The organism is Streptomyces sp. SID13031 (assembly GCF_010548305.1).
Taxonomy (GTDB): Bacteria; Actinomycetota; Actinomycetes; order Propionibacteriales; family Kribbellaceae; genus Kribbella.
Genome location: NZ_JAAGLV010000023.1, coordinates 1 through 14,291 on the forward strand (window position 1 = coordinate 1; position 14,291 = coordinate 14,291).

The 14,291-nt window shown below is 68.1% G+C and carries 14 protein-coding genes; 9 read left to right on the forward strand and 5 right to left on the reverse strand.

Features of this window, described 5'->3' with window-relative positions:
- Window positions 1-216 precede the first annotated feature (216 nt).
- Complete coding sequence (locus G3I17_RS33965; protein ID WP_203591147.1) at window positions 217-1,098, forward strand: DMT family transporter; 882 nt, start codon at window positions 217-219, stop codon at window positions 1,096-1,098.
- 26 nt (window positions 1,099-1,124) lie between these two features.
- Window positions 1,125-2,375 (forward strand): glucoamylase, encoded by a 1,251-nt coding sequence (locus tag G3I17_RS33970; protein WP_164602405.1) that lies wholly within the window; start codon window positions 1,125-1,127, stop codon window positions 2,373-2,375.
- A gap of 25 nt (window positions 2,376-2,400) precedes the next feature.
- On the opposite strand, the gene G3I17_RS33975 is transcribed toward G3I17_RS33970, so the two are convergent.
- The gene (locus G3I17_RS33975) at window positions 2,401-2,940 is read right to left on the reverse strand and encodes a glycoside hydrolase family 172 protein (RefSeq protein WP_343238516.1); all 540 of its coding nucleotides are present in this window, start codon (window positions 2,938-2,940) and stop codon (window positions 2,401-2,403) included.
- An 87-nt stretch (window positions 2,941-3,027) separates the two neighbouring features.
- Here G3I17_RS33975 and G3I17_RS41290 point away from each other — a divergent pair, with 87 nt between their 5' ends.
- The 3 genes from G3I17_RS41290 to G3I17_RS33985 all read left to right on the forward strand — a co-directional run bounded on the left by G3I17_RS41290 (window position 3,028) and on the right by G3I17_RS33985 (window position 5,125).
- Window positions 3,028-3,219 carry a hypothetical protein gene (locus G3I17_RS41290; RefSeq protein ID WP_239063228.1) on the forward strand — a complete coding sequence of 64 codons (192 nt, stop codon included), beginning with the start codon at window positions 3,028-3,030 and terminating at the stop codon, window positions 3,217-3,219.
- A 180-nt stretch (window positions 3,220-3,399) separates the two neighbouring features.
- Complete coding sequence (locus G3I17_RS33980) at window positions 3,400-3,906, forward strand: SigE family RNA polymerase sigma factor (RefSeq protein WP_164602407.1); 507 nt, start codon at window positions 3,400-3,402, stop codon at window positions 3,904-3,906.
- Window positions 3,896-5,125 carry a hypothetical protein gene (locus tag G3I17_RS33985; RefSeq protein ID WP_164602409.1) on the forward strand — a complete coding sequence of 410 codons (1,230 nt, stop codon included), beginning with the start codon at window positions 3,896-3,898 and terminating at the stop codon, window positions 5,123-5,125. Before G3I17_RS33980 ends, G3I17_RS33985 begins: the two co-directional genes overlap by 11 nt.
- Window positions 5,126-5,134: 9 nt before the next feature.
- Here G3I17_RS33985 and G3I17_RS33990 read toward each other — a convergent pair whose 3' ends face one another.
- Entirely contained in the window at window positions 5,135-5,659 is a 525-nt protein-coding gene (locus G3I17_RS33990; protein ID WP_164602411.1) for a hypothetical protein, read from the reverse strand.
- Window positions 5,660-5,875: 216 nt separating this feature from the next.
- Here G3I17_RS33990 and G3I17_RS42350 point away from each other — a divergent pair, with 216 nt between their 5' ends.
- The gene (locus G3I17_RS42350) at window positions 5,876-9,004 is read left to right on the forward strand and encodes a DPP IV N-terminal domain-containing protein (protein ID WP_203591148.1); all 3,129 of its coding nucleotides are present in this window, start codon (window positions 5,876-5,878) and stop codon (window positions 9,002-9,004) included.
- A gap of 14 nt (window positions 9,005-9,018) precedes the next feature.
- Window positions 9,019-9,858 carry a GNAT family N-acetyltransferase gene (locus G3I17_RS34000; RefSeq protein WP_164602413.1) on the forward strand — a complete coding sequence of 280 codons (840 nt, stop codon included), beginning with the start codon at window positions 9,019-9,021 and terminating at the stop codon, window positions 9,856-9,858.
- Between the two features lie 159 nt (window positions 9,859-10,017).
- Here the strand turns inward: G3I17_RS34000 and G3I17_RS34005 are convergent, their stop codons facing one another.
- Window positions 10,018-10,965, reverse strand: a complete 948-nt coding sequence (locus G3I17_RS34005) for a WYL domain-containing protein (RefSeq protein ID WP_164602415.1) — start codon at window positions 10,963-10,965, stop codon at window positions 10,018-10,020.
- 62 nt (window positions 10,966-11,027) lie between these two features.
- On the opposite strand from G3I17_RS34005, the gene G3I17_RS34010 reads away from it, so the two are divergent.
- Window positions 11,028-11,573, forward strand: a complete 546-nt coding sequence (locus G3I17_RS34010; RefSeq protein WP_164602417.1) for a DinB family protein — start codon at window positions 11,028-11,030, stop codon at window positions 11,571-11,573.
- Complete coding sequence (locus G3I17_RS34015; protein ID WP_164602419.1) at window positions 11,570-12,181, forward strand: GNAT family N-acetyltransferase; 612 nt, start codon at window positions 11,570-11,572, stop codon at window positions 12,179-12,181. The genes G3I17_RS34010 and G3I17_RS34015 overlap by 4 nt, the downstream gene beginning before the upstream one ends.
- On the opposite strand, the gene G3I17_RS34020 is transcribed toward G3I17_RS34015, so the two are convergent.
- Together G3I17_RS34020 and G3I17_RS34025 are read right to left on the reverse strand one after the other, a co-directional pair.
- Complete coding sequence (locus G3I17_RS34020) at window positions 12,178-13,155, reverse strand: ribose-phosphate pyrophosphokinase (protein ID WP_164602422.1); 978 nt, start codon at window positions 13,153-13,155, stop codon at window positions 12,178-12,180. The genes G3I17_RS34015 and G3I17_RS34020 overlap by 4 nt on opposite strands.
- 99 nt (window positions 13,156-13,254) lie before the next feature.
- The gene (locus G3I17_RS34025; RefSeq protein WP_164602424.1) at window positions 13,255-14,277 is read right to left on the reverse strand and encodes a GntG family PLP-dependent aldolase; all 1,023 of its coding nucleotides are present in this window, start codon (window positions 14,275-14,277) and stop codon (window positions 13,255-13,257) included.
- Between the last annotated feature and the right edge of the window lie 14 nt (window positions 14,278-14,291).

Below are 14,291 nucleotides of genomic sequence, written 5' to 3' on the forward strand. Positions count from 1 at the left end.
ACGACCTGCACATCGCGTTCACCGCCAGGGTCGCCACCGTCATCCTCAGCCTCATCTTCCGAACTCCAGAGGGATCCGACGAGGTACTCGATCCCGCCGAGACCGCACGCCAGATCATGATGCAGCTCCACAGCTCACCGCCCACACTTCCCTACCTCCCCTGACGGGGTGGCGGGCGATTTCTGGGGAGTGTCAGGGGTCTGAGAGGCTTTGGCCGTGAATCGGTCGCGTGTTGCTGTGTTGGCGTTGCTTGCGGTGGCGGCGGCTTGGGGGTCCACGTTTTTTCTGACCAAGGACCTGCTCACCAGGATGGATGTCGCCGACTACCTGGCGTTGCGGTTCGCGATCGCCGCGCTGGCGCTGATCGCGATTCATCCGCCGGCGATCTCCAAGCTCAGCAGGCTGGATCGGGGGCGGGGTGTTGCCCTCGGCATCATGTACGGCGTTGCGCAGCTCGTGCAGACCGAGGGGCTCAGGCACACGTCGGCCAGCGTCTCCGGCTTCGTCACCGGGATGTACGTCGTTTTCACCCCGTTGCTCGCAGCCGTCATCCTGCGGCACAAGATCGGCCGGTGGGCCTGGGTCGCCGTGGTGCTCGCCACCATCGGACTCGGCGTGCTCTCGCTGCGCGGGTTCACGATGGGTACAGGTGAGCTCCTCACGCTCGCCTCCGCCGGCCTCTACGCACTCCACATCATCGGCCTCGGCGCCTGGTCGACACCCTCGAACGCCTTCGGGCTGTCCGCGTTGCAGATGGTCGCGATCACCGCCGTCTGTGGCATCGGCGCCATCCCCGGCGGCTTCTCCCTGCCCAGCGGTACGGGAGACTGGATCGCAGTGGTCTACATGGCGCTGATCGCGGGGGCGGTCGCGCTGATCGTGCAGACCTGGGCCCAGGCGCACCTCACCCCGACCCGGGCGGCGATCGCGATGACGATGGAGCCGGTGTTCGCGTCCGCGTTCGCCGTAACCTTCGGAACGGAGAGCGTCACCGGCCGGATGCTGATCGGCGGCGCACTGGTGATGTCGGCGATGTACCTGGTCGAGCTGGCACCACGACGCAAGTTCGAGGCCGAGGTCCAGCACCTCGGGCAATAGGCACCTCGGGCAAGAGGAAGGGTGAGATGCGGGACGACAACGCAAAGCGCGTCCGGTGGTTCCCGTACGCCGTCATCGTGCTCCTGCTCGCCGTCCTGGCCGCCGGTACCGCGGCCAATCTCGACCGCAACCCGCAACCGCAACTAGTTGCCGAGGGCATCACCGGCCGGGCAGGCCCGGTCGCGCTGGAGGCACCCGACAGCTCGGCAGACCTCGCCCGCCCCGAGCTGATCCGCGATGCACTCCTCGACCTCGACGCACTCACCCTCCCCGACGGCGCGACCCTGGCCGGCTGGAACGGCCCCTGGCGTTTCGTCTGGCCACGCGACGCGTCATTCGTGGCCGCCGCACGCTGCTCCGTCGGCCAGTACGCCGAAGCCGACAAAGTACTCGGATTCCTCAACACGATAAGGCCGTCCGCCGGCCGATGGGCGGCCCGGTACTCCGCTCCGGATGGCGGCGAGCCCCAGGACGGCCGCGAGCCCCAACTCGACGGCTCCGGCTGGGTGCTCTGGGCAACGTGGTTCTGCGCCGAGACGCAATCGAAACCGCAGAGCAGCACCACCCTCACGAAGTACTGGCCGATGGTGAAGGAATCCGGCGACCAGATCGTCGCCGAGCTCGGCGAGGACGACCTGCCGGCCGCCTCTCCCGACTACTGGGAACGCCCCGAAGCCAAAGTCACCCTGGGCACCATCGCTCCACTCCTCACCGGCCTCCGAGCCGGCCTGGCGATCGCGACCGAACTCGATCGCAGCACCCAGGTCGCGCACTGGCGGGACGCCCTCGAAAGGTTGTCAGCGGCAACCGATCGCAAATTCGGGCCCAGCTACCCACGCACCCCCGCCGAGGCCGTCAGCTTCGTCGAACCCGGAGTCGAACCAGTCGCCCTCGAAGGCGGCGCGGACGCGATCGTCACGATCCTCGGCCCGCCCTTCGCACCCGCCCGCGAGATCGTGACGAAGGCGATCGAGCGCACCCGCAACGTGCTGACCCAGCCCAACGGCGGCGTCACCCCTGGCGAGCAATGGCGCGCCGACGGAGTCTCCTGGACTCCACAGACCGCCCTGTTCGCGCTGAGCGCCGCCGCCCGCGGCGACCGCAGTACGGCGGAGGAGCTGCTCGCCTGGCTCGACGCACATCGCACCGCCACCGGCTCGCTGCCGGAGAAGGTCAACCGCGACCTCAAGCCCGCCGGCGAAGCGCCACTCGCCTGGACCACAGCACTGGTCGTCCTCACCGCCTCGGCACTCGACCACCCGCTCCCAGTCCCGTAGCACCAAGGCACTCAGCAAATCTCCATCACGTCATGCGTCGACCATCAGGCCGAATCACCTGCGGCATCCCGAGATACGGCGTGCTGAACTCCGTGTACCCACCACGATCCTCACCGAGATCGAAGTTCCACGCTCCACCGAAGTAGTCCTCGGTCCCCGTCCCACAAATGGTCGGGAACTCATCGTCATCGTCCACGGAGAACTTGACCTCCCCCTCACCCCACCAACCCGTGCTGTTCACACCCCACGCCAAGTAGGTGCCCACGTAGTGGCCCGGCCCCTCCACCCCGTCGAGCAGCGTGTGGACAGTCTGAGACGGCAGCGGATTGCTCCGGCGCCACTGCGTGTGCAGGTACGCCGAGCCCTCCGCGACCGCGCCGAGCCAGTAGTCCACCTGGAAGTAGACGACCACCGCCGAGTCGTGCGTGTTCTCCAGCGTCAACTGCGCCTGCGAACGGAACGGCATCTCCCAATAGCAGTTGAAGCCGCCATTGGGGTTCACCGCGACCGGCAGCGAGTTGACCTGGGCGAACCGCCCCCAGCCCGAGCAGAAGAAGTCCCCCACCGGCGCCTCGATCGCCGGGGACTCGTCGCCGTCCCAGTGGCCGCGCAGGACCAGCGACGCCAGTTGTCGCCGTGGGTGGTGAGCCAGATGTGCGTGATGCAGCCCGGCCCGGCGATGTCCGCGAGCGTCACGGTCTCCCCCTCGGCGATCTCGATCGACGGCGAGACCTTCCACCCGACCCCGAGATCACGAGCGGCGTTGGCCCCGGTCCCCTCGGTCCGCCGCCCGCCCTGCCCAGGCTCGCCGGTCGGGTTCTCGGCGCTGATGGAGCGGCTCTGAACGTCGGCAACCGCACTGATCCCGGACAGATTCGGAAGTGTCATACGCCCGAGCCTAGGTTCCGGAACCGCTCTCCACGAGGATTGGAAATCGATTTCTCAGACGTTGGGACAGCAGATCGACCCCGAGCACAGTCTTTAGTAGTGCAGGCCGGTCCACCGGCCACGATGAGGAGATGGCGTGACGTTCGACGAATGGGCCCGGGTGGGGCTGCCCAAGCTGCTCCGGTTCGCGACCGTCCTGTGCGGAACCAGCGATCTCGCGGGCGACGTAGTACAGGACGTCGCGATCAAGGCGCATCGGCACTGGGACCGGATCGGCTCGGCCACCAATCCCGATGCCTATCTCCACAAGATGGTGGTCAACGAGTACCTGTCCTGGCGCCGCAAGTGGTCGCGGATGGTGCCGCGGCCGGAGATCTTCCCGGCCGAGCCGGTCGCCGATCACGCCGACCAGCAGGCCGACCGTGACGAGCTGATCACCGAGCTCGCCAAACTCCCCCGCCGGCAACGCGCAGTACTGGTACTGCGGTACTTCGGCGGCATGTCCGACGCAGAGATCGCCGAGACGCTCGGCTGCTCGGCCAGCTCGGTCCGCGCCTACGCGTCGCGCGCCCTGGCCGCCCTGCGGATCGAACTCGAGGCCACCCGATCGTTTCAGAACACCGGAGTAACCCATGCGCACTGAGGAAGACCTCCACGCCGCCTTCGACCACCTGGCCGACTCGGCGCCGGCCGCCGACGACATCCTGGCGTCGCTGACAGCCGAGCCCCGGACCAGGCCGGTACGCCGGAATCGCACGCCGCTCGTCCTGGCCACGGTCCTGGCCACCGCCGCGGCAGCCATCGGCGGGCCGCTCCTCGTCTCGCACCTGAAGAGCCCAGAGCAAGCGGGCGAGCTGTTCACCGGCTCGGCCTGGGCACCGTGGATCACGGTAACTGCGCCGAAGTCGATGACGATCAACCCTCGCATCAACACCGCGAACCGCCAGGTCTGGGAGCTCTTCAGGACCGTCCAGCCATGGCCGGCGAGCTGTCTGGTCACCGCGCATCGCAACGGCGACTTCGATCCGGCGACGATTCCGGCCGACAGCCCGACGGTGGACATCAACGGCGCGAAAGGCCGGGTGATCACGTCGGCCAAGGACAAGGTGCTCGTTCCTTTGCCGAACAGCAGCATGCAGCCGGCGTACCCGGCCTATCCGCTGAAGACCGTGGCCTGGCAACCCGCTCGTGGTCTCTGGGCGCTTGTCACCTGCGAGACCCAGCTCGAAGGCGGTACTCGACAAACCCCCAAGTTCGGCACCCCCTGGAAGGTCGACCTCCCCCAAGCGATGGAGATCGCCCGGACCATATCGACCGGCGGGCGGCTCGCGTCGCCGTACAAGATCGGCTATCTGCCGGCCGGGATGAAGCCGAATCAGATCACCGCTACGAGGCCGGCGGACGGGATCGCGGAATCGAAGGAGATCTTCTACACCCTGCTGTCCGACGGCGACCCCGCGACGGGGCACCGGCCGACGGCCCAGGCTCTGTCCAGGTGGAACCCCAAGCCGGGCGACGACGTGTCGATTCGCTACGACGCGAGCAAGTTCTGGAACCTGCTGGGGCGCCACGGCACCAGCAAGCCCAATCTGTCGATCAACGGGGTCAACGCCTGGTACCTCGACAGCAGCGCGGGCTTCAACCCCGACAACTACCTCCTGGGGCCAGTCCCCAGCGCCGCCAACCCGAAGAGCGCCACGATCAGGATGGAGGGCCGCGGCATGGCCGTCACCATCCAGAGCTTCAGCGGAACTGTCGGCCGAGCCGAGCTGGTCAAGATCGCCCAGCACCTCCAGCTCGCCCCCAGCACCACCGACCTCACCACCTGGTACGACGCCGCAACAGCTATCCCGTCCGCCTAGCTGAGCTGATCAGCAAGAACGCACCTTGGCGTTCAGGCCGTACTCGAAGCTGAGGCAGGCCCAGGGGCGACCCTGGGCCGCCTTGGCGCGGACGATCAACGGGTAGGCATCGGCACCGCGAACGGTGGGGCTGCGGTCGGTTTTGAGGGAGCCGATCGCACCGCCTCGCGCTTCCGCTGCCGCCTTCACGTCGGCCACGGTGACGGCGCTGCTCGCCTGTTTCTGCGCGGCAGCCTTCGCATCGTCCGCGACCGCGAGCGCGAACTCGATCTCCGGCGGCTGGGACCAACTGGTCGAGCTGAGCGGAAACACCAGCCCGAACATCGCCATCCCCACCACCGCGATGATCGGCCGCGCCTTCCGCCCGTCGCCGTTCCACAACACCGCCGCACACCCCAGCGCGAGCACCAGCGTGAGCCCCCGCAGAATCCAGTGCCGATCAAGCCGGCCGTCCACAGCGAGCGCCGCCACCAGAGCAATGACCACACAGACCACAGCTGCAACACCCGCCCGGACTCCCGCCACAGATTTCATGCCGCTGACGATAGGGGCTCCTGTACACAGCGACAGGAAGTAGCCGGTCATTCGGAGCGCAGCCACGCTCGGGTAGGCAGCCGCCGGCCAGCTGGCCGGCACTACTTCCTGTCGCTATGCACGGAGAGCCTGACGACACGCCGGTGCGGGCGACAGGTGACGAAGGGGCTGGCAGATTCGAAGGCGTCCCACCGCCCCGAGGGATTGGAATTCGCTGTGAACTCTGAGGATCCTGGCATCTGGAGTGTGTCGCGGCGCCGGGCGCTGCAACTGACCGGCGGAGTGGCGGTGGCCGGCGCCCTGCCAGTCACTGCGGCCGCCGAGCCGAGCAGCGCCGATGCGCCGATCAGTACCAGCGGACAGGCGGTGCTCACCGAGGGCACCAACTTCATGGTGGCCGTGTCACCCGACGGGCAGTGGATCGCGTTCGATCTGGTGACCGCCATCTGGGTGACGCCGGCGGCCGGTGGACGGTCGCGGCGGCTCACCGACGATCTGCAGGATGCAACCCGGCCACGATGGTCGCCGGACGGGTCGGCCATCGTCTTCCAGTCCTATCGGGACGGCAACTTCCATCTGTGGTCTGTCCGTCCCGATGGGTCTGGACTTCGGCAACTGACCACCGGGTGGCTCGACCACCGCGAGCCGGCCGTGTCACCGGACGGGAAGTCAGTGGTGTTCTCGTCGGATCGCGGCGGCAGCGGCAGCTACGGCATCCATCGCCTCAACCTCGCCACTGGCGCCATCGTCGCGCTCACCGACGACCCGAGCGAAGAGGCCGAGCCGGTCTACTCCCCCGACGGCAAGAAGATCGCCTTCACCGTCGATGCGCTGTCGATCATCGAGCTCGACCTGACCACCGGACAACGCCGCACCGCAGTGCCGGCGCAGACTGGCACCAGCCTCTACGGGCCGGCCTATTCGCCCAGCGGGCAGCTTGCGTATGTGCGGTTGACCGGGCCCGCCAGCGACCTGGTGATCGGTGAGCAGGCCGTGACGAGCGGGAAAGATGTCTTCGCCTTACCGCCGTCGTGGGATTCCGCCGGAGAGATCTTCTACACAGCCGACGGACTCGTGCGGAAGCTCAAAGGCAACGCGGACACCGTCGTCGCCTTCACGGCAGTCGTGCCGGTGACCGCCCGACGGCCGCGACCGAAGTCGCCGGACCTCGAGTCGACCAAGCGCAAGCCCGTGCTCGGTATCGCCTGCCCGACCGTCTCACCCGACGGCCGCTGGCTCGCCTTCCGGGCCCTCAACGCCTTGTGGCTCGCGGAGTCCAGTGGCCGTGGGCAACCACGGAAGCTCGTTGCCGACGGCTACTTCAACTCGGATCCCGACTTCTCTCCCGACGGCAAGACGTTGCTCTACGCAAGCGATCGCGACGGCACCGCCGATCTCTGGCTGCACGACCTCGCGACCGGTGCCGACAGCAAGCTCTCATCGTTGCCCGGGGCCCAGACCGCGCCCCGGTTCTCCCCCGACGGCCGGCAGATCGCCTACCAGGATCAGGACGGCATCGCCTGGGTTCTCGACCTCAGCTCGGGCGAGGTCCGCCAGCTCACCCCGACGCTCTTCCAGCCGGGCCGGGTGAGCTGGGCCGCCGACGGCAGCACGATCGTGCTCGGCGCGGTCAAGCCGTTCTCGAAGCGCTTCCGCGAAGGCACCAGCCAGCTCCTGTACGTCGATGTCGCGACCACCGCACTCGAGTACGTCGAGCCGATGCCGTTCCGCTCGCTCGCCACCCGCGGCGACGACGGGCCGGCCTTCTCCCCCAACGGCAAGTGGCTGGCTTTCGTCGTCGAGAGTCTCCTGTACGTCGTACCGGTGGATCGCCGTGGTCGCTTCACGGCCGAGCCCCGGGCGATCACCTCGGAGGCGACCGACTCCCCTGTCTGGCAAGGCGACCAGACGTTGCTCTACCTCCACAACGGCCAGGTAAGACGTACAGACTTGCGTGGATCGCGACCGCAGACAGTCAAGCTCGACCTGCAGTGGCAACGGGCCACCATCAGCCAACACCTCACCATCCACGCCGGCGCGCTCTGGGACGGGCGAGCGAAAGAACTCCGGCACGACGTCGATGTGGTCGTCGACGGGTCGAAGATCGCCGCGGTCCGGCCGCATCAGGGCAAGGCGGATCTCGACGCGAGCGGGCTGACCGTGATGCCCGGACTGATCGACGCACACATCCACTGGCATCTGCGGGGACGCGCCTGGGGCGCGCGGCAGGGCAACCTCTGGCTGTCCTACGGGATCACGAGTACGCGCTCTCCCGGCGACCCCGCCTACCAGATGCAGGAGACTCGGGAAGCGCTCTCGCACGGTTCGCTGACCGGGCCGCGCTATTTCGCCACGGGTGAGGCGATCGACGGATCGCGGATCTTCTACAACTTCATGCGCCCGACGCTCTCGGTGCGGCAGCTCGGTCTGGAGCTCGACCGGGTCGAAGGGCTCGCCTACGACCTGGTGAAGACCTACGTGCGATTGCCGATCGAGTACCAGCGTCGGGTGATCGCCGCCGTTCATCAGCTCGGACTGCAGCTGTCGTCGCACTACCTGTACCCCGCCGAGCACCTCGGCATGGACGGCATGGAGCACACCGGTGCGACCAACCGGCTGGGCTACTCGCACACCGTCAGCCGGCTCGGCCGTGCCTACGCCGACGTCGTCACCCTCTTCGCCAAGGCCGGGCTCTCCGTCACGCCCACGCTGTTCAACTCGACGATGGCGCACGTGGACGATCCGTCGCTGGTCACCGACCGCCGGACGACGACGCTGTACCCGACCTGGGAGTACGCCGCGTTGCAGGCGAAGGTCAACACGGCCGCGGGACCGGCCGGCGTGACAACCCGAGCCCTGCTCAAAGGCAACGTCGACATGGTGTTGCGGATCCATCGAGGCGGCGGCCTGGTGATCTCGGGCACGGACTCACCGCTGGACAACATCGGCATCTCGCTGCACGCCAACCTGCGCTCGATGGTCGCGGGCGGCTTCACGCCGTACGAGGCCCTGACGACCGCGACCCGGAACCCGGCGAAGTGGCTCGCGGTGGAGAACAAGCTGGGCGTCATCCAATCCGGCGCCCAAGCGGACCTGTCGTTCGTACGAGGCAATCCACTCGCGAACATCGCCCATGCGGCTGCGGTCCAGCAGGTGATGGTGGCCGGCAAGCTCCATACGGTCGACCAACTCCTCGCGCCCTTCACCACGAAGCAGACCGCACCCGCGATGGTTGCCACGAGCAACTCGCCGCAACCGCTCACCCGGGAGCAGGCGCACGCCCACGATCCGGAGTACTGGTGGCATGAGCCGGAGTGGCTGCACAGGGTGTGTTGCGAAGGGTGAAATAGGCTCGCTGCATGAGCGACCTGGGGATCTCGGCGGCGAGTACGGCAGACCTGCAGACCATGCGGCATTGGGCTAGCGACGAAGGATGGGACCCAGGGCGGTCTGACATGCTCGCCTTCGGCGCGACCGACCCCTCGGGTTTCCTGATCGGCCGGCTGGACGGTGAGCCGATCGCCTGCTGTTCGGGCGTGCGCTACGGCAGCGGCTACGGCTTCCTCGGGTTCTACATCGCTCGCCCGGAGGTCCGCGGCCAGGGCTACGGCATCCAGCTCTGGCACGCGGTGATGGAACACCTCGCCGGGCGGACGGTCGGGCTCGACGGGGTCGTCGATCAGCAGGACAACTACCGCAAATCGGGCTTCCAGCGAGTGCTGAACCACATCCGGTACGCCGGCGTCCCCGCGACCCAGGCGTCGACGGGGATCGAGTTGGTCGATGCGCGGTCGGTCCCGTTCCGGCAACTGGCCGACTACGACCGTCGTTTCTTCCCGGCAGAACGCGACGCCTTCCTCTCGCTCTGGGTGAATCTGCCCGACCACCGCTCACTGGCGGCTATCAAGGACGGCAAGCTCGCGGGCTTCGGCGTACTGCGGCCGACCGACTCCGGCGCGCGCATCGGCCCGCTCTACGCCTCATCGGACGAGATCGCCTCCGCCGTACTGGCCGGGCTGACGAAGCCCGGTGAGGAGGTCGCGATCGACGTACCGGACATCAATGCGCCAGCGGTGAAACTGGCCGAGCGGTTCGGGCTCTCGCCGACCTTCGAGTGCGCCCGGATGTACGCCGGCGGGCCGCCGCCGGAGGTCGACCAGGCCGGAATCTTCGCGACCACGACACTCGAACTCGGTTAGTGTCCTGAGTCGGCATTCCGACATTTCTGCACGGCATCTTGCAGCAACCAACATTTGCTTTTACGGTGAGCGCGACTCGGTGTACCCGCCCGTTCACCGATCGTGAGGACCTGCCGATGCTGAAACTGCTCGCCGCGCTCCTTCACTGGCCTGCGCAGGCTAGCCCTCGGCGGCCTTGAGGATGCGCAGGCCGAGGACACTGAGTGCCTGGCGTAGCTCCGGTGGCTCGATCACCGAGTAGGTCACGTTGAGCGAGGCGAGGCGGTAGGCATACCAGTCCGGATCATCGGTACTACCGATGATCCGGGTATGCGTCTCGTCGATCGGCTCGAGCCGGCCGAGGTTGCGGGCGAGCGCGATCTCGGCGAGTGGGGCGTCGATCACCACCTCGACGGCGTACCGCCAGCCCTGGCCGAAATGGTCCTGGATGGCGGTGACCGGGTCGAGGTCCTCGGGTGGGGCGAAGGTGTCGGCCAGCAACTCGGTCGTGGTGACGCGGTCGACGCGAAGGACCCGCTGGGCGTCCTTGGTGTGTGACCAGCAGAGCAGATACCAGAGGCCGTGGCGCACGGAGACCGCCCACGGGTCGACGTCCATCGTCACCGGGTCGCGGTCTCCCCTGCGATACCCGATGCGCAGCCGGCGGCCCGCAGTACAGGCTTGGACGAGTGCTGCGGTCGTCTCGGGGTCGGGGTAGGTGCCTTCGGCTGCCTGGCGTGGGGTGATGATTCGGCGCATCGACTCGGCCGGCTCGGCGACCGGCTTCGGTAGTACCCGGATGATCTTGTCGAGAGCGCTCCCTGCCGGGTCCTCGGGGTCGGAGGCGCGGTGATGCCCTTCCAGCGCGGCCATCATCAGGCCGAGCGCCTCGGCGGTCGAGAACATCAGCGGCGGCAGGCGGAAACCACGGCCGACGCGATAGCCGCCGTACCGGCCCGGGGTGGACTCGATCGGGATGCCGGCCTCGCGCAGGATGCCGACGTACCGCCGGGCGGCTCGGTCCGTGACGCCGAGCTTCAGCCCGAGCCGGTCGCCGGTGATACCGGGGCTGTCCTGGATCAGTTCGAGCGCCAGCAACGCCTTCGCCGTCGGGCTCAGTTCTTCCACGATCACAGTAAACCCACATTCCCGGAAGCAGAACGTCCGCATTGGACATTACCGTCTAGAGCATGGACGAGTACAACCTTCCCCGCGAGGCCCCGATCGCGGGCACCGAGCTCGAGACGATGCTCGGCTCTTTGGAGCGGCAACGCGCGATCTTCGTCTGGAAGTGCGGCGGCCTGGACTCCGCCGGGCTCCGGGCCGCCCACGCGCCGTCGACCATGACGCTGGGCGGGCTGGTGAAACATCTGGCGCTGTGCGAGGACGAGTACTTCACCCGTCGACTGCTCGGTGTGGAACTGGGAGCGCCCTGGGACGCCGTGGACTGGGACGCCGACCCGGAATGGGAGTGGCACTCGGCTGCGAATGACACACCTGAGCAGCTCTACGGGCTCTGGCAGGACGCCACCGAGCGCTCACGGACGGCTGTGGCCGGGGTGCTCGACCACGGCGGGCTGGATCAGTTGGCGCAGTACAAGACCTCTCGTGGAGAGTCGCCCAGCCTGCGGCGGATCCTGATCGACATGATCGAGGAGTACGGCCGCCATGCCGGGCACGCGGACCTGATCCGGGAGTCGATCGACGGGCTGACCGGAGAGGATCCGCCGCGGTGAGCGAGTCGGTCGAGGACAAGCTGACCTTCCGCCCGGCCAACGAGGCGTCCTGGGAGGACCTCCAGGCGGTCTTGGGTGAGAGCGACGCCGGGCAGTGCCACTGCCAGCGGTTCAAGACGCGCGGGTGGATGTGGTCGGTGACGACCGAGCCGGAGCGCGCCGGGTTGATGCGCGAGCAGACCAACTGCGACAACCCGAAAGCCCGGCAGACGAGCGGGCTGGTGGCCTATCTCGATGGCGAGCCGGTCGGGTGGTGCGCGGTCGAGCCGCGGACCTCGTACCCGCGATTCCTGGGTCGTACGCCGGTGCCGTGGAAGGGGCGGACCGAGGACAAGGACGACGACTCGGTCTGGGTCGTCACCTGCTTCGTGACCCGGCTCGGGTACCGACGGCGCGGCGTCAGCTACGGGATGGCCAGGGCGACCATCAGCTTCGCTCGCGAGCGTGGCGCGCGGGCGCTGGAGGGGTATCCGATGCTGCCTGCGGCCGGCAAGGACGTGCCCTGGGGCGAGCTGCATGTCGGGCATTTCAGCGTCTTCGAGGAGGCCGGCTTCAAGGAAGTCAGCCACCCGACGTTGCGCCGCTACGTCATGCGGATCGATCTCTAGAAGGGCAACTTGGGTTGCGGCGGGGCGTGGGTCGGGTCGACGCCGTCGAAGAGGCTGCTGACCGACTCGCCCTCATGGATGCGCTTGATGGCCTCGGCGAACAGGCCCGAGACCGAGCTGACCTGCAGCTCGGGGAATCCGTCGGGCCGCGGCACGGTGTCAGTGCTGATCACCTCGGTGATCGACGGGTGGGACCGCAGCCGCTCGACCGCCTTGCCGGCGAACAGGCCGTGCGTCGTCGCCACGGCCGCCTGCGTGCAGCCGAGATCCTTCAGCCGGTCGAGCAGCTCGATGATCGACCCACCGGTGGCGATCTCGTCGTCCAGCACGATCGCCTTCTTGCCGGCCACGTCACCGACGATCGCGTCGATCACCACCCGGTCGTCGGACAGCCGCTGCTTGCTGCCCGCGGCCACCGGCAACCCGAGCAGCCGCGCGAACTGGCTCGCGGTCTTCGCGTTGCCCAGGTCGGGGCTGACCACGATGGTGTTGCTGAGGTCCGTACCGCGGAAGTGCTCGGCCAGGACACCGATCGCGGTCAGGTGGTCGACCGGCACCGAGAAGAACCCGTGCACCTGCGGAGCGTGCAGAGTCATCGTCAGCACCCGGTCGACGCCGGCCGCGACGAGCAGGTCGGCCACCAATCGGCCGCCGATCGAGATCCGGGAGGCGTCCTTCTTGTCCGAGCGCGCATAGGCGTAGTGCGGCATCACCGCGGTGATCTGCGCGGCCGACGCACCTCGAGCCGCGTCGATCATCAGGAGCAGCTCCATCAGGTGCTCCTGGGTCGGCGGAACCAGCGGCTGGACGATGTACACATCCCGCTGGCGGCAGTTCACCTGCAACTGAACCTGTAGGCAGTCATTGCTGAACCGGTGGATCTCCACCGGCGACAGATCTACGCCGAGGTCGGCACAGATCTGCTTGGCAAGGCTGGAATGGGCACTTCCGCTGAACACGACGATCTCTCGCACGGCTCTCCCCGAACACTGTGACCCGACAACGTGAGCCTACCTGCCGCCAGGCAACCATCTGCGGGCGGCAGGTGCCGCCCGCAATCTTGCGAACAGCCATCAGTGCAACAGCGCGGCGACCACTTCGGCCGCCCGGCGGCAGTCCGTCGCCGACGCGTCCAGATGAGTGACCAGGCGAAGCTGCGTCGCGCCTACTCCACCAACCAGGACGCCTTCGGCCTTTGCGCCGGCGACGACCTCCGCGACCGTCTTGCCGGTGGCGGCCAGGTCGGCGACGACGATGTTCGTGTCCACCTGGTCCGGCTTGACCGACCCGGGCGCCGCGTCGGCGAGGATCTCGGCGATCTGGCGGGCGTGCGCATGGTCCTCGGCGAGACGCTCGACGTTGTTGTGGATCGCGTAGAGGCCGGCCCCAGCCAGTACGCCGGCCTGACGCCAGCCCGCACCCAATCGCTTGCGCCAGACTCGAGCCTCCTTCACGAGCTCGGTCGAGCCGACCAGGACCGATCCGATGGGCGCACCCAGACCCTTCGACAGGCACACGCTCGCGGCCGCTGCGCGAGACGCGTAGGCCGCCATCGGTACGCCGGATGCCACCGACGCGTTCCACAGTCGCGCTCCGTCGAGGTGGAGCGGCAGCCCGATCGAGTCCAGCTCGTCGGCGAGTGCGTCGTACCCGGTCTGGATGGCGCCGCCACCGAAGTTGTGGGTGTTCTCGACCGAGACGGCGGCCGTCTGGACGAAGTACGGGCCGAGGTCGGGGGCGATCAGGGCGCGGATCTGCTCCAGGTCGATCTGGCCGCCCGGCGCGCTCCACGTCCGTGTGGTGATCCCGCTGACCGCTGCGTGCGCGCCCAGCTCCGCCCGCGCGATGTGCGCGCTGGCCTCGCAGAGCACCTCGGTGCCGGGTGCGGCGAGCGCCCGCACGCCGAGGATGTTGGCGAGCGAGCCCGACACCGTGAAGAGGGCGGCCTCGTGGCCGAGCAGGCCGGCGACCGTCTCCTCGAGCTCGGTGACCGTCGGGTCCTCGCCGTAGACATCGTCTCCGAGGGGAGCTGACGTCATCGCCGCCAGCATCCCGGCCGAGGGCCGGGTGACGGTGTCAGAACGGAGGTCGATCACGCGGCCGCTCCTGA